The sequence below is a fragment of the Kitasatospora sp. NPDC054939 genome (assembly GCF_053610105.1).
In genome coordinates, this window is sequence record NZ_JBSGXP010000152.1 from 1 (window position 1) to 20,924 (window position 20,924).

The window sequence follows — 20,924 nt, forward strand, 5'->3', positions numbered from 1 at the left end:
CCGGGCGTACCCCCCACCGGGCGTACCCCCGCCCGGGGGCCGGGCCCCACCGGAACCCTCCCGGTCGGCCGCTCCGCCGTACGCGTGCCCGGCGCCGTCAGGTCGCCGTGCCCGCCCCCGGCCGGGGCTGCCCGGTGCCGCCGGCCAGCCCGCCGAGCGGACCGGAGCCGAGCAGCCCGCCGAGCACCCCGGAGCCGCTGCTCGGGCTCGACCGGGGCGCCGGCGCGGTGCCCGGGGCGGTGGTGCGCGGGGCGGGCGTGGAGCCGCCGGCCGGGCCGGAGCCCGTCGCGGGCGCCTGGCTGCCGCCGCTCTCCGGCTTGGCCGAGCGGGCCTTGCCGCTCGGGGTCGGGGAGGCCGGCTTCGGCGAGGCGGGCGCGGAGGGCTGTCCGCTCGCCGAACCGCTCGGCGCGGGCGAGGCCGGGCGCGAGGGGGTGGGCGACGGCGTGGCCGGGGCGCTGCGCTCGGGGGTGCCGGACGGCCCGGCGCCCGGCCAGACGGGGGTGCCGTAGTCGGTGGACGGCCGGGTGGGGGCCGGCTGCGGGCTGCCGCCGGTGCGGACGGCCGCTCCGAGCAGTGAGCCGAGCAGCAGGGTGAGCCCGACGACCACCGAGGTGACGACCGCGCCCCGGCGCAGCACCCGGCGGCGCAGCGCCTTCGGGGCGCCCGAGCCGTGCCGTCGCCAGGCCTCCAGGTTGAGCCGCCCGTCCAGGGAGCCGAACGGCGCCCCGGCGATCAGCAGCGGGCTCCAGGCCGCCAGGAAGATCAGGTCGGGGGTGTCGTACACCGGCACGGCCCGCCAGCTGACGGTGAACAGCAGCGCGGCCGACAGGACCATCGCCATGCCGGCGGCGAGCCGCTGCCAGAGGCCGAGGATGCTGAGCACGCCGACGACGATCTCGGTGAAGGCGACCGCGAGCCCGGAGCCGACCGGGTGCGCCATGGCGAAGTCCAGCAGCGGCTCCGCGACCTTCCACGGGTGGAGCGAGGAGAGCCAGCGCATCATCGAGCCGCGTTCGCCGCCGTCGAAGTACACCGGGTCGCAGAGCTTGCTGAATCCGGCGTAGACGGAGAGCGAGCCGAGGACGATCCGCAGCGGCAGCAGTACCAGCCCGAGGTCGACCCGGCGGCCGGGGTACCAGGCGTGCCGGGAGTCGCCCGCCGTGGCGGACACCTCCGGCAGTTCGCCGGCGGGTGTCCAGCCCTGGGGGACGCCGACCGGGCCGACGCCGGCCTCGGTGGCGGTGCCGGCGCCCTCGCGGGGCTGGCGCGGCACCGTCCGGGAGCCCGCGTACGGGGGGAGCACCTGGGTGTCCTCGTCGGGGAGCCTGCCACCGGCGCGCGGGGTGCCCGCCCGGCCGCCGACCCCGGCGCCGACCGGGGTGGGCGCCCCGGTGAGCCGGACGGCGTCGAGCAGCCGGGTGGCCGCCAGGTCGCCGGGGGCGGCCTGGCCGGTCCAGGTGACGGCGGTGACCCGGCCCTTGCGGCGCGGAGCGCCGGTGCCGCCCGTCCCGGCCGCGCCCGCACCGGCGAGCGCGGGTACGGCGGAGGCGGGCACGATGACCTGCGGGGTGACCAGCGGACGGCGGATCAGTCCCTGCCCCGCGTACGGGTCGCCGAACGCGGCACCGGACGACAGGACCGCGGCGGGCGCCTCGATCAGCGGGGCCACGGGGGCGGCCAGCCGGAGCCGGAAGCTCGCCTGCGTACTGCTGAGGCGCGCGGGGTCGGACGGCACCTTGACCGTGTCGAGGCCGGGGCCCGCGTCTATCCCGGTGCTGCCGCCCAGCAGGGGGCGCCGAGGTGTTCTGGTGTCCACACCCGTCTAACCGGGTGACACCCGGTTAGGACACTCTCCCGGGTGGATTCTCGGCGCCCCCTTGAAATGATCATGAGAAAAGCGATCGGGCCCGGTCGGGCCCGATCGCTTTGCCGCAGAATCCGGTGGAAACCCGGAGTTCCGGCCCCGGCGCGGGGTCGGAACCGTTAGGGCGTGTCCCGTCCGGCACGCCCTCGCGCGGGTCGGACGGGGAACGCGCCGCGGGGCTACTTCCGGGCGCGAAGGCGGGCGGCCTCGTACAGCACGACGCCCGCCGCGACACCGGCGTTCAGGGACTCGGTGAGGCCCGACATCGGGATCCGCACCAGCAGGTCGCAGGTCTCCGACACCAGGCGGGAGAGGCCCTTGCCCTCGCTGCCGGCCACGATGACGACCGGGCCGGTCAGCGCCTCCAGGTCGCCGATCTCGGCCTCGCCGTCGGCGGCCAGGCCGACCACCGTCAGGCCGGCCTTCTGGTACGCCTCCAGCGCCCGGGTCAGGTTGGTGGCACGGGCGACGGGCAGCCGGGCGGCGGCGCCGGAGGAGGTCTTCCAGGCACCGGCGGTCATGCCGGCCGCGCGGCGCTCGGGGATGACCACGCCGTTCGCGCCGAAGGCGGCGGCGGAGCGGACCACGGCGCCCAGGTTGCGCGAGTCGGTGACGCCGTCGAGGGCCACGATCAGCGCGTCCCGGCCGGAGTCGGCGGCCTCCTCCAGCAGGTCCTCGGGGTGCGCGTACTCGTACGGCGGGACCTGCAGCACCAGGCCCTGGTGGTTCATCCCGCCGGTCATCTGGTCCAGCTGCGCGCGCGGGGCCTCCATCAGCGGGATGCCGCGGTCGTTGGCGGCCTGGAAGGAGTCGCGCACCCGGTCGTCGGTGTCGATGAACTGCATCACGTACAGCGCGGTGGCCGGCACGTCGCCCTGCAGCGCCTCGACGACCGAGTTGCGGCCGAAGACCAGCTCGGCGGCACCCGCGCCGCCGCGGCCGCCGCGACCGCCGCCGCCGGCCCGGCGCATGCCGGCCCGGGCCTTGGCGTCCCGCTCACGCTTGACTGCGGCGTTGGCCGCGCGCTGCTTGGGGTGACCCTTGCGGGCCTCGCCGGGCGGGGTCGGGCCCTTGCCCTGGAGCGCCTTCCGGCTGTGGCCGCCGGTACCGACACTCGCGCCCTTCTTCGACCCGGGGTTGCGGCGGTTCCTGCGTGCACTGTTGCCGGCCATGGCTGTACTTCCTGTCTGTTCGCGTCATGCGGACGGGCCGCACCGTCCTGCGGTGCGGCCCACCCTCACCCGTCGAGTGCGGGCTACTGGTTGGTGATCGTCCAGCGCGGGCCGGACGGGGTGTCCTCGATCGCCAGCCCGGCCAGGCCGAGCTGGTCGCGGATGGCGTCCGCGGTGGCGAAGTCCTTGCGGGCCCGGGCCGCCTGCCGCTGGTCCAGGACCAGGCGGACCAGCGAGTCGACCACGCCGTGCAGGTCCTCGCCGCGCTCCGCCCCGGCCCAGTGCGGGTCGAGCGGGTCGAGGCCCAGCACTCCGAGCATCGCACGGACCTCGGCGAGTCGCGCCACCGCGTTCTCCTTGTCGTCCGCCGTGAGGGCGCTGTTGCCCTGGCGGACGGCGGTGTGCACGACGGCGAGCGCCTGCGGGACGCCCAGGTCGTCGTCCATCGCCTCGGCGAAGGCCGGCGGCACCTCGGGGGCGGGCTCGACCGTGCCGCAGCGCTCGACCACGCGCTGGATGAAGCCCTCGATCCGGCCGAAGCCGGCCTCGGCCTCGCGCAGCGACTCCTCGCTGTACTCGATCATCGAGCGGTAGTGCGGGGCCGCCAGGTAGTAGCGGAGCACGATCGGACGCCAGCGCTCGACCATCTCGGAGACCAGCACCGAGTTGCCGAGCGACTTGCTCATCTTCTCGCCGCTCATGGTGACCCAGGCGTTGTGCACCCAGAAGCTGGCGAAGTCGTCGCCGTACGCCTTGGACTGGGCGATCTCGTTCTCGTGGTGCGGGAAGATCAGGTCGAGCCCGCCGCCGTGGATGTCGAAGGCCGGGCCCAGGTACTTGTGGGCCATCGCCGAGCACTCCAGGTGCCAGCCCGGACGGCCCTGGCCCCACGGCGTGCTCCAGCTCGGCTCGCCGGGCTTGGCGGACTTCCACATGGCGAAGTCGCGCGGGTCGCGCTTGCCGGTCTCGCCCTCGCCCTCGGGCTGGCGGAGGTTCTCCAGCTTCTGGTTGGAGAGCGCCAGGTACTCGGGGAAGGAGCGCACGTCGAAGTAGACGTTGCCGTCGGCGGCGTAGGCGTGCCCCTTGGCGATGAGCCCCTGCATCATCTCGATCATCTCGGGGATGTGCCCGGTCGCGCGCGGCTCGACGGTGGGCGGCAGGCAGCCGAGCGCCGCGTAGCCGTCGCTGAAGGCCCGCTCGTTCGCGTACGCGATCTGCCACCAGGGCGTGCCGAGCTGGCGCTCCTTGGCGATGACCTTGTCGTCGATGTCGGTGACGTTCCGGGCGAAGGTCACCCGGTAGCCGCGGTGGGCGAACCACCGCTGCAGGATGTCGAAGTTCAGGCCCGACCGGATGTGCCCGATGTGCGGCGGCGCCTGGACGGTAGCGCCACACAGGTAGATCGAGACACAACCCGGTACAAGCGGGACGAAGTCGCGTACCTGGCGGGTGCTGGTGTCGTACAGGCGAATGCTCACAGCGTCAAGCGTAGTGGGCGGCGGGGGGTGCCCAGCGACATTCCGGAATGTCAATACCTCCGCAGCGCCGTTGCGTACACCCGCCGCGCCGGACCGGCGGGTTCCGCGGGCCCGGCCGGGGCCCCGCCGGGCGTCCGCCGCCGGGTGCTGAGCGACCGTCACCGGGCGGGCGCCCGGGTGTCCCCCGGACCCGCGGACGGCCCTCCCGGCCGGGCCCGGCGGCACCCGGATCCGCTCAGCGGCGCTCGTACACCAGGGCGGTGGCGATCGCGGCCAGTCCCTCGGCCCGGCCGGTCAGCCCGAGGCCGTCGGTGGTGGTGCCGGAGACCGACACCGGGGCGCCGACCGCCTCCGACAGCGCGGCCTGGGCCTCGTCCCGGCGCTTGCCGATCTTGGGGCGGACGCCGATCACCTGGACGGCGACGTTGCCGATCTCGAAGCCGGCCGCGCGGACCAGCCGGGCCGCCTCGGCGAGCAGCCTCACCCCGGACGCGCCGGACCACTCGGGCCGGTCGGTGCCGAAGTGGGCGCCCAGGTCGCCGATCCCGGCGGCCGAGAACAGCGCGTCGCAGGCGGCGTGCGCGGCCACGTCGGCGTCCGAGTGCCCGGCGAGCCCGGCCCCGGCGTCGGGCCATTCCAGCCCGGCCACCCGGAGCGGGCGGCCTTCCTCGAAGGCGTGCACGTCGGTGCCGATGCCGACCCGGGGGACGATCGGGGCGTGCGGGTCAGAAGCCATCGGAAGCCCTCCGGCGGGCGAGTACGGCCTCGGCGAGCACGAGGTCCAGCGGACGGGTCACCTTGAACGCCTCCTCGTGGCCGGGCACCACGACCACGGTGCCGCCGAAGCGCTCCACCAGGCCGGCGTCGTCGGTGACCGGCGGCAACCCGGCCACGCCGGACTCCTCCTCGGCCAGCGCCTTGGCGTGCACCTCGGCCAGCACCTCGCGGCGGAAGCCCTGCGGGGTCTGCACCGCGCGCAGCGTCGACCGGTCGGGCGTGTCGAGGACCGGCTCGGGGCCGCCCGAGCGCGGCTCGACCCGCTTGACGGTGTCGGCGAGCGGGACGGCGGGCACCACGGCCTCGGCCCCGGCGCGGACGGCCGACGCCACCGCGTCCACCACCTCGACCGGGACCAGCGGCCGGGCCGCGTCGTGCACCAGGACGACGCCCACCTCGTCGGGGATGGCGGCCAGCCCGAGGCGCACCGACTCCTGCCGGGTCGCGCCGCCGGCCACCACCCGGATGTCCTTGCCGTCCAGGCCGTGGCTGTCGAGCAGCGCGGCCACCTCGGGCACGCCGTCGGCCGGCGCCGCGACGACGACCAGGCCGATCGCCCGGCTGCGCGCGAGCGCCCGGACGGCGTGCACCAGGAGGGGCACCCCGCCCAGTTCCCGCAGGGCCTTCGGGGCACCGGGCCCCAACCGCTCGCCGCGTCCCGCGGCGGGCACCACTGCTGCTGCGACTGCTCCTGCGGTGTTCAGGTTTCACTCCTTCGGCGAAGTGGGTATGGCCTTGGCGTGCACGACGGGCGCACGGACCCCTTCCGAAGACACACGGTCCACCGCGCCCGGCAGAAACGCTCCTTCAGCTGCCTCCGGGCAGCCGCACGACCTCGGCGCGTGGCCCCGGGACGGCCGTCCGGACACGCCTCAGCGCCCGAGGTGCCACTGCACCACTCCAGGCCGTACGACCTGGGAGCGGCGCGCCGGGCATCGGGCGCTGAAAGCCTGTGGGCGGCAGCCCTGCACTACGAGGCGAGCACCTCGTCGAGCAGCGTCTCCGCCTTGTCCTCGTTGGTGTTCTCGGCCAGCGCGAGCTCGCTGACCAGGATCTGGCGCGCCTTGGCGAGCATGCGCTTCTCGCCGGCCGACAGACCGCGCTCGCGCTCGCGACGCCAAAGGTCGCGCACAACCTCGGCGACCTTGATAACGTCACCCGAGGCGAGCTTCTCCAGGTTCGCCTTGTAGCGACGGGACCAGTTGGTCGGTTCTTCGGTGTACGGTGCGCGCAGCACCTCGAAGACCCGGTCCAGACCCTCCTGGCCGACCACATCGCGCACGCCGACGAACTCCGCGTTCTCGGCGGGCACGCGGAGCGTCAGGTCTCCCTGCTGCACCTTGAGCACCAGGTAGGTCTTGTCCACACCTTTGATCTGGCGAATTTCGATGGCCTCGATCAGCGCGGCCCCGTGATGGGGGTAGACCACCGTGTCGCCAACCTTGAACGTCATGTGACAGGACCCCTTCCGTGGCTTTCCAGAATAACACGCTTTTCGGCGCACCCGAAGGGTGTTTCCGCAGGTCAGGGCCGGTCTCGGGGCTTGACAAGGACCCCCATGACGTGCTGCGACCGGTGTTCGAGGGGGGCTTCCCGCAGGTCGGAGGCGGTTCCGGCGCCCGCCGAAACCTGCGGCAACACTCCCGAAACCGTGATTGGATCTTGAGCTTTCACCGTTTATCGGGCCGTTTCCCGATCGTTATCCGATCTTGGTCGGGCCCGGGCGGGTCGCCCCGTCCGCCGACCGGGCTGGTTCGCGTGCGCCCTTCGGCCGGACGGAGCGCCCCGCGGGCGGGCCCCCGGGGCCCCGCCCGCGTGATCCGGGCGCGACACGGGACCTCCCCGTGAGGTGCGCATAAGCGTGGTCGATAATCTGAGACCTGACCGTCCGACACGTGACCTAGGAGAAGCCGCCGCCGTGAGCCGCAGCCTTCGACGCGGCAGCATCGCCGCCCTTGCCGCCCTCGCCATCGCCCCGCTGTCCTCGTGCGCGGCAGGGAACACCCCGGAGACGCTGCAGATCAAGCCGGACAACGTCTCGGCGACGCTCAGCCCCACCGTCCTCCTGAACAACATCGTCGTCGTGACCGGCAAGGACTCGGCGGGCGAGCACACCGGCCCGGCGTCCGTGGTGGTCAACATCGCGAACAGCGGCGCCGAGCCGGTCGAGCTGCAGTCCATCACCGTGGGCACCGGCTCCACCGCCGCCTTCACCGACAACAAGGGCGCGGCGGTCGCCAGCATCGTCGTCCCGCCGGGCGGCTCGGTCGCCATCGGCGGTGCGGGCAACGCCACCGCCCTGGTGCCCTCCGCCAGCGTCCAGGTGGGCGGCTACGTGCCGACCGCCTTCGCCTTCAAGAACGGCAAGGTCGAGGCGCAGGCCGCGGTCAGCCCGAACAAGGGCCTGTACGCGGGCTACGGCCCGGTCGCCGCCGAGGCCGCCGCCGCCTCCCCGGCCGCCGGCCACGGCACGGCCACCCCGACCACCGGCGCGACCACGCCGGCCGCGGGCGCCACCACCCCGGCCGCCGGTGCGACCACCCCCGCGGCCGGTGCCACCGGCACCGCGACCCCGGGTGCCGCCCCGAGCTCGACCGCCAAGCCGAGCGGCGCGGCCAGCACTGCGGCCGCGGGCGGCTCGGGCCACTGACGGCCCACCGCGGCCCGGTCCGCGACGAGCGACGGGGAGCCCCCGCCGGCAGCTGCCGGCGGGGGCTCCCCGCGTTCGTTCCGCCGCCCGGACGGGCGGGGCCGCTCTACGGCTCGAACTTGTAGCCGAGGCCGCGGACCGTCACCAGGTAGCGCGGCGCGCCCGGGTCCGGCTCGATCTTGGCCCGCAGGCGCTTCACGTGGACGTCCAGGGTCTTGGTGTCGCCGACGTAGTCCGCGCCCCAGACCCGGTCGATCAGCTGCATCCGGGTGAGCACCCGGCCCGCGTTGCGCAGCAGCATCTCCAGCAGGTCGAACTCCTTGAGCGGGAGGTCCACCTTGGCGCCGTCCACCGTGACCACGTGCCGGTCGACGTCCATCCGGACCGGGCCCGCCTCCAGGGCGCCCGGGCCGCCGCCGTCGCCGCCGTTGCCGCCGTCCTCGCCGCGCCGGCGCAGCACCGCGCGGATCCGGGCGACCAGCTCGCGGGTGGAGTACGGCTTGGTGACGTAGTCGTCCGCGCCTATCTCCAGACCGACCACCTTGTCGATCTCGCTGTCCTTCGCGGTGACCATGATCACCGGGACGTTGGAGCGCACCCGGAGCTGGCGGCAGACCTCGGTGCCGGGCAGGCCCGGCAGCATCAGGTCGAGCAGGACGAGGTCGGCGCCGTTGCGTTCGAACTGCTCCAGCGCGTCCGGGCCGGTGGCCGCGATGGCGACCTCGAAGCCCTCCTTGCGGAGCATGTACGAGAGGGCGTCGCTGAACGACTCCTCGTCCTCGACCACCAGTACACGGGTCACGATCGGGCCTCCGGGGCAAGCTTGGGGGTTGGGTCTGACAGGGGTTCGTGCGGCTCCCCGGCGGGGAGCACCCGGTCGGCGCGGCCGTCGGCGGAGGCGTGCTCCGCGGTGGCCCGGCCGAGCGTACGGGTGTCGCGGGCGGCTGCGTCCGTCGCGCGCCGGGCCTCGGCGGGGGCCTGGCCTGCGGGCAGCCGCAGCGTGAAGGTGGAGCCCTGGCCCTCGACGCTCCACACCGAGACGGTGCCGCCGTGCGAGGCGGCCACGTGCTTGACGATGGAGAGGCCGAGGCCGGTGCCGCCGGTCGCCCGGGAGCGGGCCGGGTCCACCCGGTAGAAGCGTTCGAAGACCCGCTCGCGGTCCTTCTCGGAGATGCCTATGCCCTGGTCGGTCACCGAGATCTCGATCAGCTCGCCGTCCGCCTCGCCGAGCGCCGCGGCGCTGGAGATCCGACGGGTGGCGATCGCGACCCGGGTGCGGGGCGGACTGTAGTTCACCGCGTTCTCGACCAGGTTGCCGAGGGCGGCGGCGAGCTGGCTGCGGTTGCCGTGGAGGTAGAGGCCGGCGATGCCGCCCGCCGCGATGTGGATCTGCTTGGCGGCGGCCTGCTGGCGGCAGCGGTCGATCGCCTCGGCGATCAGCTCGTCCACCGCGACCGGCTCCGGGTCGACCATCAGCCGGTCGTCCTGGACCCGGGACAGGTCGATGATCTCCTGGACCAGGCTGGCCAGCCGGGTCGCCTCGATCTGCATCCGGCCGGCGAAGCGCTGGACGGCCTCCGGGTCGTCGGCCGCGTCGGCGACCGCCTCGGAGAGCAGCGACAGCGCCCCGACCGGGGTCTTGAGCTCGTGGCTGACGTTGGCGACGAAGTCCCGGCGGACCGCCTCGACCCGGCGGCGCTCGGTCTGGTCCTCGACCAGGACCAGCACCAGCCGGGAGCCCAGCGGGGCCACCCGCACCGAGACCGCCAGCGGTTCGGCGGCGCGCGCCGCACCCGGGCGCGGCACCTCCAGCTCCACCTGGCGGATCTCGCCGTCCCGGCGGGTCGCGCGGGCCAGCGCCAGCATCGGGTCGACGGCCATCGCCCCGCCCCGCACCAGGCCCATCGCGTACGCCGCCGAGCTGGCCTTGACCACCTCGTCGCCGTCGCCGAGCACGATCGCGCACGAGCGCAGCACCGAGAGCACGGTGTCCACGCCCGGGGGGAGCGGGGGTTCCTGCGCGGCGGCCGGCCCGTGGTGCCGTCCACCGCCCTTGCCGCCCGTACCGCTGTACTTGCCCCGGGCCTGCTCCCGCTCACTCCAGCGGAAGGCGATCGAGGCCGTGAGGCCGACGCCGAGCCCGGCTATGGCGCAGGCAGCGGCGGCGGCCACGTTCACGTCCATACCGTCAGCCTAAGCGCACGCGGCGGGCGCTCCCCAAGGGTCCGATCAAGGGATCGACCGCACGTTGCCGAGAATTCACCTTCACGTGGTCGCCGATTCACCGCACGGGTCGTACGTGGTCGCCCGGACGGCCCAAGGTTGTCCGTGCAGCCCGTGTGGGGCCGGTCCGCGGGCCGAACGGACGTCCGCGGCCTGGGGTGCGCGCGTACGATTCGCGCCACCAGCAGCGGTCGCCCGGACGCCGAACCGACGGTCGTACGGGACGACCGGTCGGCACCGCCACCGACACAGCTACTGAGGAGAGAGCATGCGCGACGCGTACCACGAGGAACTCGACTCGATCGGGGACAGCCTGGTCGAGATGACCCGCCTGGTGGGCTCCGCCCTGGGCCGGGCCACCACGGCGCTGCTCGACGCGGACCTGGAACTGGCGGAGAAGGTGATCGCCGCCGACGCGAGGATCAACCAGCTGCACCACGACCTGGAGAACCGGGCCATCGACCTGCTGGCCCGCCAGCAGCCGGTCGCCACCGACCTGCGCATCGTGGTCACCTCGCTGCGGATGAGCGCGGACCTGGAGCGCTGCGGCGACCTGGCCCGGCACGTGGCCAAGGTGGCACGGCTGCGCTACCCCGAGTCGGCCGTCCCCGGCGACCTGCACGCGACCGTCCTGGAGATGGGCCAGCTCGCCCAGCGCCTGGTGGCCAAGGCCGGGCTGGTCATCGCCACCAAGGACGTCGACAAGGCCCTGGAGCTGGAGCAGGACGACGACCGGATCGACGCGCTGCACCGCGAGCTCTTCGCCCACCTGATCGACGAACGCTGGCAGCACGGCATCGAGACGGGCGTGGACGTCACCCTGGTCGGCCGCTACTACGAGCGGTTCGCCGACCACGCGGTCTCGGTCGCCAAGCGGGTCGTCTACCTGGTGACCGGTGAGCACGTCGCGGACTTCAAGGCGACCGCGGAGCCCGCCGGGGAGCACTGACCCGCCCCGCCGGACCGCTGCCGGCCCTCACCCCCGCGGGTGAGCAAACCTCCGGCAGGAGTGGTGGGGGCGCACGACCCGTCGGGCGTCCCACCACTGCGCGCCCGTTGACGCTCCCTCCGATCGGCCGCTTCACTCGAAGCCGTGGGCACCGAGGCGTGCCCGTCAGAAGGAGGGTCCAGCGCGATGAAGGCAACCCCGACCCGACCGGCACCGGCCCACGACACCGTCGAGGCGCCCGCTCCGAAGCTGCTTCCGGTGCTCGCCGCCGGCTGCGGCTGCGGTCCGGGCTGCGGATGCGGCTGCCAGTCCGGCGCGCCCTGCCAGTGCGGCGGGGCGAGCGGCGGCTGCTGCGGCGGGCACTGACCCCGGTAGCTGCGGCACCCCTCGGCGGCCGGTCGCCGGCGGCCGACGCCTACCGACGGACTCCGTGGTGCACGGCCGCCGTGGGAGACGGTCGTGCACCCCGGGCCCGCCGCCGGTTCGGACCGGTCCGGCGCCGCGTGGGTCGGAGCCGGCCGCGTGGGTCCTGTGGGTCGGAACCGGCCGCGTGGGTCAGAACTGCACGTCGATGCAGGAGTAGAAGGCGTTCGCGGTGTCCGCGATCTCCCAGACCGCGACGACCACGTGGTGCCCGCTGCGGCCGCCCGGGACGGTCGCGTTGTGGCTCAGCGTGCTCGGCGGCTGGGCGCCCCCGTACGGCACGGTCAGGAAGGGCGTCAGCTCCAGGTTGGCGCGGGTGACCTTCTGGGTGGCGCTGTAGCCCGGCTTGGTCAGGTAGTACGTGAAGTTCGTCGTGGCGTGCCGCGCGGTGAACTTCCAGGTGAAGGTCTGCTGCTGCCCGGCGGTCAGCTTGGTGGCCGGCCAGGCGCCGTTGCGCGGGTCGTCCAGCTGGGCGAAGCGGGTGTTGCCGCCGGCGCAGATGGTGCCGTCGGCCGGTCCGCGGGTGGGGAAGCCCTTGGGCCCTTCGACGCTCTGCGGCTCCCAGCGGATGTCCCCGCAGTTCTTGACGACGTTGGCCGCGCAGAGCCCGGCCCGGCTGGGCGGCGTGCTGATGTAGCCGTGCGACTGCGCCGGCAGGGCCAGCGTGAGGGGGACGGCGGCTGCGGCCAGGACCGCGCCGACGACATGGCGTTTGCGCATGGTGCTCCTCCGTGGGGGTGGATGGAGTGCGCCGGGCGCAGGACGCGCACGCGTGGGGGTGCGGCGGCCGAGGATCTTGGCATGCCTGCGCCAGGTCAGTGCTCACACGGTAGGAGCCGCACCCGCGCGCGTCAATGGTCTGAACCACTTTGGCTTCGGCCAACCAGCTTGCGGTAACGGCGAGTTGGCGACCGGGGCGCCGACCGGGGGCCCTCCCCCGGGAACGGCGGAGGCCCCGCGCTCCCGGCGGTCCGGAAGTGCGGGGCCTCGGCGTCCGCGGGCCGCGCGTCCGCCCCGCGCTCGCGCGGGGCCGCGGGGCCTACTTCTTGCCCTGGTTCTTCACGGCCTCGATGGCGGCGGCGGCGGCGTCGGCGTCGAGGTAGCGGCCGCCCTTGACGACCGGCTTGAAGTCGGCGTCGAGGGTGTAGACCAGCGGGATGCCGGTGGGGATGTTCAGGCCGGCGATGTCCTCGTCGGAGATGCCGTCGAGGTGCTTGACCAGCGCGCGCAGGCTGTTGCCGTGGGCGGTGACCAGGACGGTCTTGCCGGCGGCGAGGTCCGGGACGATCGCGTCGTACCAGTACGGGAGCATCCGCTCGACGACGTCCTTGAGGCACTCGGTGCGCGGGCGCAGCTCGCTCGGGATGTCGGCGTAGCGGGCGTCACCGGCCTGCGAGTACTCGTTGTCGTCCGCGAGCACCGGCGGCGGGGTGTCGTACGAGCGGCGCCACAGCTGGAACTGCTCCTCGCCGAACTCGGCCAGGGTCTGGGCCTTGTCCTTGCCCTGGAGGGCGCCGTAGTGGCGCTCGTTCAGGCGCCAGCTGCGGCTGACCGGGATCCAGTGGCGGTCGGCCTTGTCCAGGGCGATCTGCGAGGTGCGGATCGCGCGGCGCAGCAGCGAGGTGTGGACCACATCGGGGAGCAGGCCCTCGGAGGAGAGGAGCTCGCCGCCGCGGGCGGCCTCCTTCTCACCCTTCTCGTTGAGGTCGACGTCGACCCAACCGGTGAACAGGTTCTTCTGGTTCCACTGGCTCTCGCCGTGGCGGAGCAGGATGAGTCGGTACGTCGTGTCAGCCATGGGCCCCAGCTTAATGGAGCCGGTAAAAGCCCTGGTGGGGGCCCGGCCCGATGGGTAATGTGTGCTCCGCACTTGCGACTCTTACCGATGTGCTGGGCGGATCCACCTGCACCGCTCAGCGGACCACTGCTGCCCACGGGAGCCCCCACATGCCCTCCGAGCCCTCCGAGCCCGCCGCGGCCGCCGAACCCGCCGCACCCGGTACCGGCCCGTCCGACCGGCTGCGCCGGACCCTCCGGGAGACGATGGGCGGGCTGCCGGGGCAGTTCTGGTGGCTCTGGACCGCGACCCTGGTCAACCGGCTGGGCGCCTTCGTGGTCACGTTCCTGGCGCTGTACCTCACCACCGACCGGGGCTACTCGCCGTCCTACGCGGGCCTGGTCGCCGCCCTCTACGGCCTCGGCTCCTCGATCGCGGCGATCGTCGCGGGGGTGATGAGCGACCGGATCGGGCGCCGGCCGACCCTGGTGACCGCCCAGCTGGGCACCGCCGTGTTCACCGCGGTGCTGGGCTTCACCGACGGCCCGGTCGCCATCGCGGTGGTCGCCTTCCTGGTGGGCTTCTTCGGCAACGCCAGCCGCCCCGCCACCTCGGCGATCATCGCGGACATCGTGCCCGAGGCCGACCGGGTCCGCGCCTACGCGCTGAACTACTGGGCGATCAACATCGGGTTCGGCGTCTCCGCGGCCCTGGCCGGTGTGGTCGCCGTCCACGGCTACCTGCCGCTGTTCCTGCTGGACGCGCTCACCACGCTGGTCTGCGCGGTGACCCTCTTCATCCGGATCCCCGAGACCAAGCCGGACGCCCCGGCCGCCACCGCCCGCACCGCGGGGACGGGCACCGGCCTGGCCGCGGTCTTCCGGGACACCCGCTTCATGACCCTGGTGCTGGTGACCCTGCTGCTCGCCCTGGTCGCCCAACAGGGCAGCACCACGCTGGCCGTCGACATGGGCCGACACGGCATCACCTCCACCCAGTACGGGGTGCTGATCGGCATCAACGGCCTGCTGATCGTGGTGCTGCAGATCCCGCTCACCCGCTGGATGGAGCACCGCAGCCGCTCGGCGCTGCTGGTCGCCAGCGCCCTGCTGATGGGCTGGGGCTTCGGGCTGACCGCGTTCGCCGGATCGTCCGCCTGGCTGTACGCGCTGACCGTGGTGATCTGGACGGTCGGCGAGATCCTGAACGCGCCGACCACGATGGGCATGGTCGCCGAGCTGTCGCCGACCCACGCCCGGGGCCGCTACCAGGGCGTCTTCAGCCTCGCCTGGTCGCTGGCCTCGGTCATCGGACCGGCCGCGGGCGGGCTGCTGCTGGAGCGCGCGGGCAGCGGGGCGGTCTGGGGTGCGTGCGCGCTCTGCGGAACGGCCGCGGCGCTCGGGTACCTGGTGCTGGGGCGCCGGACGGAGCGTCCGGCGCCGGTCGTGTCCGCCCCGCCCGGCGAGGGGGCGGGTCTGGCGAAGGCCGCCGAGGTCTCCTGACCCGGGGCCCACGACGGGGACCTACGACTCCCCGGCCGGTCCGGCCAGGTGGGCGAAGGCGGCCAGGTTGCGGGTGGACTCGCCACGCTTGGTCCGCCACTCCCACTCCCGCCGGATCGCCGAGGCGAAGCCGAGCTCCAGCAGGGTGTTGAACGGCTCGTCCGCGTTGTCGAGCACCGCCCCGAGCAGCCGGTCCACGGCGTCCGGGGTGAGCGCCTCCAGCGGCAGCCGGCCCGCCAGGTAGACGTCGCCGAGCGCGTCGATCGCGTAGGCGACGCCGTACAGCCGGGTGTTGCGCTCCAGCAGCCAGCGGTAGACGGCCTCGTGGTTCTCGTCCGGGCGGCGGATCACGAAGGCGTTCACCGACAGGGTGTGGTCACCGACCCGCAGGGCGCAGGTGGTGCTCAGCTTCCGGGTGCCGGGGAGCGTCGCGACCAGCGTGTACGGATCGGTGGCGGCCGGCTCCCAGCCGACCCCGGAGGCGTCCAGGGCCGTGCGCAGGAGGGAGAGGGCCTCGTCCTTGGTGCGGGTTGCCATGAGGGTGACGTTACTCGGGGGTACCGCCCGGCGCAGCAGTCGCCGCCGGTCGGCCCGGCCGCGGGTCGGGCGCGGCGGGGGCGCTACGGGCGCGGCGGGCATGGAAGGACGCGGCGGGCGTGGAAGGGCGCGGCGGCGCCGGTCAGGCCAGCCGCAGCCGGGAGCCGGCCAGTCGGCCGCCCGCCCGGGTCAGGGTGCCCGCGTACACCTCCGCGGTGGCCGCCGCGGCGGTGTCCCACCCGAAGCCGGCCGCGTGCCGGGCCGCCGCCGCACCCTGCCGGGCGATCCGGGCGGGATCGGCCTGCGGGTCCGCGTACGGCTGCAGCGCGTCCGCCCAGGCGGCCGGGTCGTGGCCGTGGACCAGGGTGCCTGTCTCACCGTGGCGGACGGCGACCGGCAGCCCGCCGACCGCAGCCGCCACCACCGGGGTGCCGCAGGCCTGCGCCTCCAGGGCGACCAGCCCGAAGGACTCGCTGTGCGAGGGCATCACCAGGGCCGTCGCCGCGCGGTACCAGTCCGCGAGCTGCGCCTGGCCGACCGGGGGGTGGAAGCGGACCACGTCGCCGATGCCCAGCTGGGCCGCCAGCTTGTGCAGGCTCTCGGGCTTGGCGAGCCCGGTGCCGGAGGGGCCGCCGACCACCGGGACGACCAGCCGCTCGCGCAGCTCCGGCCGGCGCTCCAGCAGCACCGCAACCGCCCGCAGCAGCACGTCCGGGGCCTTGAGCGGCTGTATTCGACCGGCGAAGAGCAGCACCGCGGCGTCCCGCGGCAGGCCGAGCCGGGCGCGGGCGGACGCCCGGCCCCCGGCGTCGGTCGGGCGGAAGACGTCGAGGTTGACCCCAGGGTGCACCACGGCGAGCTGGTCCGGGCGCGCGGCGTAGTACTGGGCCAGCTCGGCCGCCTCCTCGGTGGTGTTGGCGATCAGCCGGTCCGCGGCCTCCACCACCTGGGTCTCGCCGATGACGCGGGCGGCCGGCTCCGGGGTGTCACCCTCGGCCAGCGCGGCGTTCTTGACCTTCGCCATGGTGTGCATGGTGTGGACCAGCGGCACGCCCCAGCGCTGGGCGGCCAGCCAGCCGACCTGGCCGGAGAGCCAGTAGTGCGAGTGCACCAGGTCGTAGTGGCCGGGGCGGTGCCCGGCCTCGGTGCGCAGCACGGCGTGGGTGAAGGCGCAGAGCTGGGCCGGGAGGTCCTCCTTGACCAGGCCCTCGAACGGGCCGGCCGTGACGTGCCGCACCAGGACCCCGGGGGCCAGCTCGACCGTCGGGGCGTCGTCCGAGCAGATCGCCCGGGTGAAGACCTCGACCTCGATGTTCAGCTCGGCGAGCCGCTTGGCCAGCTCGACGATGTAGACGTTCATGCCCCCGGCGTCGCCGGTGCCGGGCTGGTGCAGTGGCGAGGTGTGCACGCTGAGCATGGCGATCCGGCGGGGGCGGCGGCCCCGGCCCGAGACGAGCGCCTGGAGTCTGCCGCGGTTGGACGCGAGCGGCTGGGCACGGCGTACCGAACGGACGGGGTGCTGGATCACCTGCTGGAGCCTCCTCTGTGCTGCCGGTTCTGGCCGGTGCGGGCCTGCTTGCCTGTGGTTGCGAGGGCCTCCACCGGCCTCCGCCGCACTGTCGCTGCAGTGCGCCGACGGCCGCCCCGTCCGGTCCCTCGCCACCAACAGTCTGCCAACCACGTCGCCGTCGACCGGCATTCCCGTCCCGGGGCATGAGATGGCGCACGCCCGGCGCTCGGGAGGAGCGCGCAGGGGGCGCGGGAGGCCCGGGACGGTACGCGGGGCGGCCGGGAGCAGTGCGGCAGGCGGGTCCGGGCACCGGTAGGGAGCGGTACGGCAGGCGGGCCCGGCGCGGGCGGGGAGCGCCCGGGAGGGGCGGCGGGCGGCGCCCCGGCGGGGCGGGCCGCCGCGTACGCTTCCGGTCATGGCCGCCACCTTCGACCCCGCCGCTCCGCCTGCCCGCGGCCGTTCGAACCGCGCCGCCGACCGGCCGGTCGGCACCGTCACCCGGGGCACCACCAACACCAACCGGCTCCGCCGGATGGACCGCTGGATCGCCCACACACTGGGGTCCGCGCTGCGCTCGGCCGCACGGCCGCCGGTCGCCGTCGACCTCGGCTACGGGGCCGCACCGTGGACGGCCGTCGAGCTCGCCGGCCGGCTGCGCACGGTGCGGGCGGACGTGCGGGTGGTGGGGATCGAGATCGAACCGGAGCGGGTCGCCGCGGCCCTCCCGTACGCCGAGCCGCCGCTGCTCACCTTCCGCCGCGGCGGCTTCGAGGTCCCGCTCGACGGCGGGGCTCCGGCCCAGCTGATCCGGGCCGCCAACGTGCTGCGGCAGTACGACGAGGCGGCGGTCGGCGCGGTCTGGGATCGGCTCCGCGGACGGCTCGCGCCGGACGGACTGCTGGTCGAGGGCACCTGCGACGAGATCGGTCGGCGGCACGTCTGGGTCGCGATCGGCCCGGAGGGGCCGCGGACGGTGACCTTCGCGGCCCGGCTCGGCGGACTCGACCGGCCGTCCGACCTGGCGGAACGACTGCCGAAGGCCCTGATCCACCACAACGTGCCCGGCCGGCCAGTGCACGCCTTCCTCGCCGACTTCGACCGGGCCTGGGCGGCGGCGGCACCGTACGGGGCGTTCGGCGCCCGGCAGCGGTGGGTGGCGGCGTGCAGGGCGCTGGCGGGCAGCTGGCCGCTGGTGGACGCCCGGGGGCGGTGGCGGCAGGGCGAGGCCACCGTGCCGTGGACGGCGCTCGCCCCGTAGGCCGCCGGGCCCCGCGGAGTACGGGACCCGAGGAGCGCGGCCGGACCGGAGGCGCTGCAGGCCCGGAGAAGCGCGGGCCGGACCGCGCTCCGGGCCGGGCCGAACCCGACGTCGCGGGGTCCGAACCTGCACGTCGAGCGGGGCGCTGCCGCGATTCACTCGAACGAGTTATCGAATACCTCTGGCGTGTTGACGCCTCGTCACGCCACGATGGGGGCATCCGATCGGCGCCACCACAGCCGCTCGGACCACTCGCCGCACACTGCCCCCACCCCTGCTCACCCGCGCTCCCGCCTCCCGGCCCTCAGTCCAGTCCCAGCTCCCCGAGCGCACGTTCGAACGCCTCGTACGCCTCCGGCCCGAACAGCACGAACCGCACCTCGTCCAGCTCCAGGCCCGGCTCAGGCCCGGCCTCCGACCCCGGCCCCGCCGCCACGTCCGATCCCGCACCCCCGCCCCGCACCGCCCGCGCCACGGTACCGAGCCCGATCCTGGCCGCATCGTCCAGCGGCCACCCGTACACCCCGGCCGACACCGCGGGGAAGGCCACCGTCCTCGCGCCGAGCTCCGCCGCCACCCGGAGCGACTCGCGGTAGCAGGAGGCCAGCAGCTGCGCCCTCTTGTCGTACTCGCTCTCCAGATGGACCGGCCCCACGGTGTGCACCACCCACCGGGCCGGCAGCCGTCCGGCCGTCGTCGCCACCGCCCGACCGGTCGGCAGCCCCTTGCCGTAGTGCGAGGCCCTCAGCCTGCGGCACTCGGCGAGGATCTCCGGCCCGCCCCTGCGGTGGATCGCGCCGTCCACCCCGCCGCCACCCAGCAGCGAGGAGTTGGCGGCGTTCACCACCGCGTCCACCTGCTGTTCCGTGATGTCACCCTCGACCAGGGTGATCCGCGTCACCATGATCAGCCTCCTTGTCCGGCCCGTCCGCACGGGCCACACACGCCGTACGTACTTCATCCACTACGCCGCCACCGGCGTGGCAATAGCCACAACGGTGCCGGTCGGACAGAGAAATCCCCGGTGATCACGTTATGGTCGCGAGACGTTCCCCGATACGCGGTGCCAGGCGGGCACTGCGAACGGGCTCCGACCGTTACGCAGTCGGGGAAAGGGAGGACCATCCGATGCCCGCAACGGGAGACGGGCGGGCACCAGGTGCCGCGGACCTGCCGGGCGCCGAGGTCGGCGCCCTCGTCGACCATGCCCGGAGCCGGTCCGGGGCGGCCGAGCAGTCGACCGGACTGGTCGCCGCCGCGCCCCCGATACCCCATCCCCGCTCGGACGCCCACCCGCGGTCGGGCCGGACCGCCGCCCGCGGCCCCGCCGACCCCCACCGGGGGCCGGTCGCCCCGACGCTCCCCGGTACCGACCCGGCCGAGAGCGGCGGCGACGGACAGGCCCGGACCACCGCCGGCCCCTCCCCCGCCCCGCTGAAGCTGCTCGTCATCGAGGACGACGCCTCCGACGCCCAGCTGATCAAGGCGGCGGTGGCCGGCAGCGGCGCCTCGATCGAGATCCACTGGGCCCGCGGCCTGGAGCAGGCCACCGAACTGCTCGCCCCGACTCCCCCCGGGCAGCGGCGGCTGCGCCCGCGCGGCACCGACTTCAGCTGCGTGCTGCTCGACCTGGCCGCCCCCGCCGACCTGCCGCACCCCTCCGACGCCTCGGACGGGCTGGAGGGTCTGCACGAACTCCTCCGGCGTGCCCCGCACACCGCCGTCGTCGTGCTCACCGACGTCGCCGGGGCCGAACTGGGCGCCGCCGCCGTCGCCGCGGGCGCCCAGGACTTCCTGATCAAGAACGAGACGGACGGCCCGCTGCTGGCCCGCGCCCTGCGGTACGCCGTCGAGCGCAAGCGGGCCGACGAGTCCCAGCGCCGCCTGGTCGAGGCCGAGCTGCGCGGCCAGGAGAACGCCCGCCTGCAGCGCCATCTGCTGCCGACCCCGCTGCTCGACGGCGCCGGCCTCTCCTTCACCCGCCGCTACCGGCCCGGCCGGCGGCGCGCCCTGCTCGGCGGGGACTTCTACGACGCCGTCCGCACCGACGACGGCACCGTCCACGTGGTGATCGGCGACGTCTGCGGCCACGGCCCGGACGAGGCCGCCCTGGGCGTGGCGCTCCGGATAGCGTGGCGCACCCTGGTCTTCGCCGGCCTCACCGGCCAGGCCCTCCTGACCACCCTCCAGCACGTCCTGGAGCACGAGCGGCGCAGCGACGAGATCTTCGCCACCCTCTGCATGCTGGTCATCGGCCCGGCCGTGGTCGCAACCGGCGCCCCCGCGAGCGGCACCGGCGGCGATGCCGCCGACAGGGACGGCGCCGACCGGGCGGACGTCCGCGACGACGGCGTCGAGTACGCCCGGCTCCACCTCGCCGGCCACCCCGCCCCCCTGCTGCTCGGCAGCGGCCGGCGCCCGGTCGTGCTCCCCGCCGACCTGGCGGGCCCGGCGCTCGGGCTGCTCCCCTGCGACGACCCCGGGGCCGCCTGGCCCGCCCAGCGGATCGAACTGCGGCCCGGCTGGCGGCTGATGCTCTACACCGACGGCCTCGTCGAGGGCCGGGTCGGCGCCGGCTCCCGCCGCCTCGGCCAGGACGGCCTGGTCGAACTGATCGGCGACCACCAGGCCGCCGGCCTCACCCGCGGCCGGCTGGTGGACAGCGCCATCGCCGAGGTCGAGGAGCTGAACGGCGGCGCACTCACCGACGATGTCGCGGTGCTGCTGCTGGAGCGCAATCCCGTCCAGCTGATCCTGGGCTGAGCGCGGGACGCGCCGATGCGCCGGCCCTCGGGGGGCCGGCG

Annotated in this window: 18 protein-coding genes; 5 read left to right on the top strand and 13 right to left on the bottom strand. The window is 74.8% G+C overall.

Annotated features, from left to right (window positions below; genetic code table 11):
* Positions 1-97 precede the first annotated feature (97 nt).
* From ACWGB8_RS31450 to ACWGB8_RS31475, 6 genes are all read right to left on the bottom strand, one after another.
* Complete coding sequence (locus ACWGB8_RS31450; RefSeq protein WP_452217019.1) at positions 98-1,816, bottom strand: DoxX family membrane protein; 1,719 nt, start codon at positions 1,814-1,816, stop codon at positions 98-100.
* Between the two features lie 227 nt (positions 1,817-2,043).
* Entirely contained in the window at positions 2,044-3,036 is a 993-nt protein-coding gene (gene rlmB / locus ACWGB8_RS31455; RefSeq protein WP_452217020.1) for a 23S rRNA (guanosine(2251)-2'-O)-methyltransferase RlmB, read from the bottom strand.
* An 83-nt stretch (positions 3,037-3,119) separates the two neighbouring features.
* Positions 3,120-4,514: a cysteine--tRNA ligase gene (cysS, locus tag ACWGB8_RS31460; RefSeq protein ID WP_452217021.1), complete on the bottom strand. Its 1,395-nt coding sequence runs from the start codon at positions 4,512-4,514 to the stop codon at positions 3,120-3,122.
* A 235-nt stretch (positions 4,515-4,749) separates the two neighbouring features.
* Positions 4,750-5,250, bottom strand: a complete 501-nt coding sequence (gene ispF / locus ACWGB8_RS31465) for a 2-C-methyl-D-erythritol 2,4-cyclodiphosphate synthase (RefSeq protein WP_452217022.1) — start codon at positions 5,248-5,250, stop codon at positions 4,750-4,752.
* Positions 5,240-5,965 (bottom strand): 2-C-methyl-D-erythritol 4-phosphate cytidylyltransferase, encoded by a 726-nt coding sequence (gene ispD / locus ACWGB8_RS31470; RefSeq protein ID WP_452217023.1) that lies wholly within the window; start codon positions 5,963-5,965, stop codon positions 5,240-5,242. The genes ispF and ispD overlap by 11 nt, the downstream gene beginning before the upstream one ends.
* Before the next feature lie 296 nt (positions 5,966-6,261).
* Positions 6,262-6,744 (bottom strand): CarD family transcriptional regulator, encoded by a 483-nt coding sequence (locus ACWGB8_RS31475; protein ID WP_030244332.1) that lies wholly within the window; start codon positions 6,742-6,744, stop codon positions 6,262-6,264.
* A gap of 465 nt (positions 6,745-7,209) precedes the next feature.
* Between ACWGB8_RS31475 and ACWGB8_RS31480 the strand changes: the two genes are divergently transcribed.
* Positions 7,210-7,941, top strand: coding sequence for a DUF461 domain-containing protein (locus ACWGB8_RS31480; protein WP_452217024.1), 732 nt, complete (start codon positions 7,210-7,212; stop codon positions 7,939-7,941).
* A gap of 106 nt (positions 7,942-8,047) precedes the next feature.
* Here ACWGB8_RS31480 and ACWGB8_RS31485 read toward each other — a convergent pair whose 3' ends face one another.
* Both ACWGB8_RS31485 and ACWGB8_RS31490 read right to left on the bottom strand, forming a co-directional pair.
* On the bottom strand, positions 8,048-8,743 hold the full coding sequence (locus ACWGB8_RS31485) for a response regulator (protein WP_452217025.1): 696 nt from the start codon (positions 8,741-8,743) through the stop codon (positions 8,048-8,050).
* Positions 8,740-10,125 (bottom strand): sensor histidine kinase, encoded by a 1,386-nt coding sequence (locus ACWGB8_RS31490; protein WP_452217026.1) that lies wholly within the window; start codon positions 10,123-10,125, stop codon positions 8,740-8,742. The genes ACWGB8_RS31485 and ACWGB8_RS31490 overlap by 4 nt, the downstream gene beginning before the upstream one ends.
* A 307-nt stretch (positions 10,126-10,432) precedes the next feature.
* Between ACWGB8_RS31490 and phoU the strand changes: the two genes are divergently transcribed.
* Positions 10,433-11,113, top strand: coding sequence for a phosphate signaling complex protein PhoU (phoU, locus tag ACWGB8_RS31495; RefSeq protein ID WP_452217027.1), 681 nt, complete (start codon positions 10,433-10,435; stop codon positions 11,111-11,113).
* Positions 11,114-11,668: 555 nt separating this feature from the next.
* Here phoU and ACWGB8_RS31500 read toward each other — a convergent pair.
* Both ACWGB8_RS31500 and ACWGB8_RS31505 read right to left on the bottom strand, forming a co-directional pair.
* Entirely contained in the window at positions 11,669-12,256 is a 588-nt protein-coding gene (locus ACWGB8_RS31500) for a lytic polysaccharide monooxygenase auxiliary activity family 9 protein (RefSeq protein ID WP_452217028.1), read from the bottom strand.
* A gap of 319 nt (positions 12,257-12,575) precedes the next feature.
* Positions 12,576-13,334: a phosphoglyceromutase gene (locus tag ACWGB8_RS31505; protein ID WP_452217029.1), complete on the bottom strand. Its 759-nt coding sequence runs from the start codon at positions 13,332-13,334 to the stop codon at positions 12,576-12,578.
* A 149-nt stretch (positions 13,335-13,483) separates the two neighbouring features.
* On the opposite strand from ACWGB8_RS31505, the gene ACWGB8_RS31510 reads away from it, so the two are divergent.
* The gene (locus ACWGB8_RS31510; RefSeq protein ID WP_452217030.1) at positions 13,484-14,815 is read left to right on the top strand and encodes an MDR family MFS transporter; all 1,332 of its coding nucleotides are present in this window, start codon (positions 13,484-13,486) and stop codon (positions 14,813-14,815) included.
* A gap of 21 nt (positions 14,816-14,836) precedes the next feature.
* Here ACWGB8_RS31510 and ACWGB8_RS31515 read toward each other — a convergent pair whose 3' ends face one another.
* Positions 14,837-15,352, bottom strand: a complete 516-nt coding sequence (locus tag ACWGB8_RS31515) for a YbjN domain-containing protein (protein WP_452217031.1) — start codon at positions 15,350-15,352, stop codon at positions 14,837-14,839.
* 142 nt (positions 15,353-15,494) lie between these two features.
* A complete protein-coding gene (mshA, locus tag ACWGB8_RS31520) occupies positions 15,495-16,877 on the bottom strand; it encodes a D-inositol-3-phosphate glycosyltransferase (protein WP_452217035.1) in 1,383 nt (460 codons plus the stop codon).
* Between the two features lie 400 nt (positions 16,878-17,277).
* On the opposite strand from mshA, the gene ACWGB8_RS31525 reads away from it, so the two are divergent.
* Positions 17,278-18,120: a class I SAM-dependent methyltransferase gene (locus tag ACWGB8_RS31525; RefSeq protein WP_452217032.1), complete on the top strand. Its 843-nt coding sequence runs from the start codon at positions 17,278-17,280 to the stop codon at positions 18,118-18,120.
* Positions 18,121-18,424: 304 nt separating this feature from the next.
* On the opposite strand, the gene ACWGB8_RS31530 is transcribed toward ACWGB8_RS31525, so the two are convergent.
* The gene (locus ACWGB8_RS31530) at positions 18,425-19,024 is read right to left on the bottom strand and encodes an O-acetyl-ADP-ribose deacetylase (protein WP_452217033.1); all 600 of its coding nucleotides are present in this window, start codon (positions 19,022-19,024) and stop codon (positions 18,425-18,427) included.
* 224 nt (positions 19,025-19,248) lie between these two features.
* On the opposite strand from ACWGB8_RS31530, the gene ACWGB8_RS31535 reads away from it, so the two are divergent.
* Positions 19,249-20,883 (top strand): SpoIIE family protein phosphatase, encoded by a 1,635-nt coding sequence (locus ACWGB8_RS31535; protein ID WP_452217034.1) that lies wholly within the window; start codon positions 19,249-19,251, stop codon positions 20,881-20,883.
* Positions 20,884-20,924: the final 41 nt, after the last annotated feature.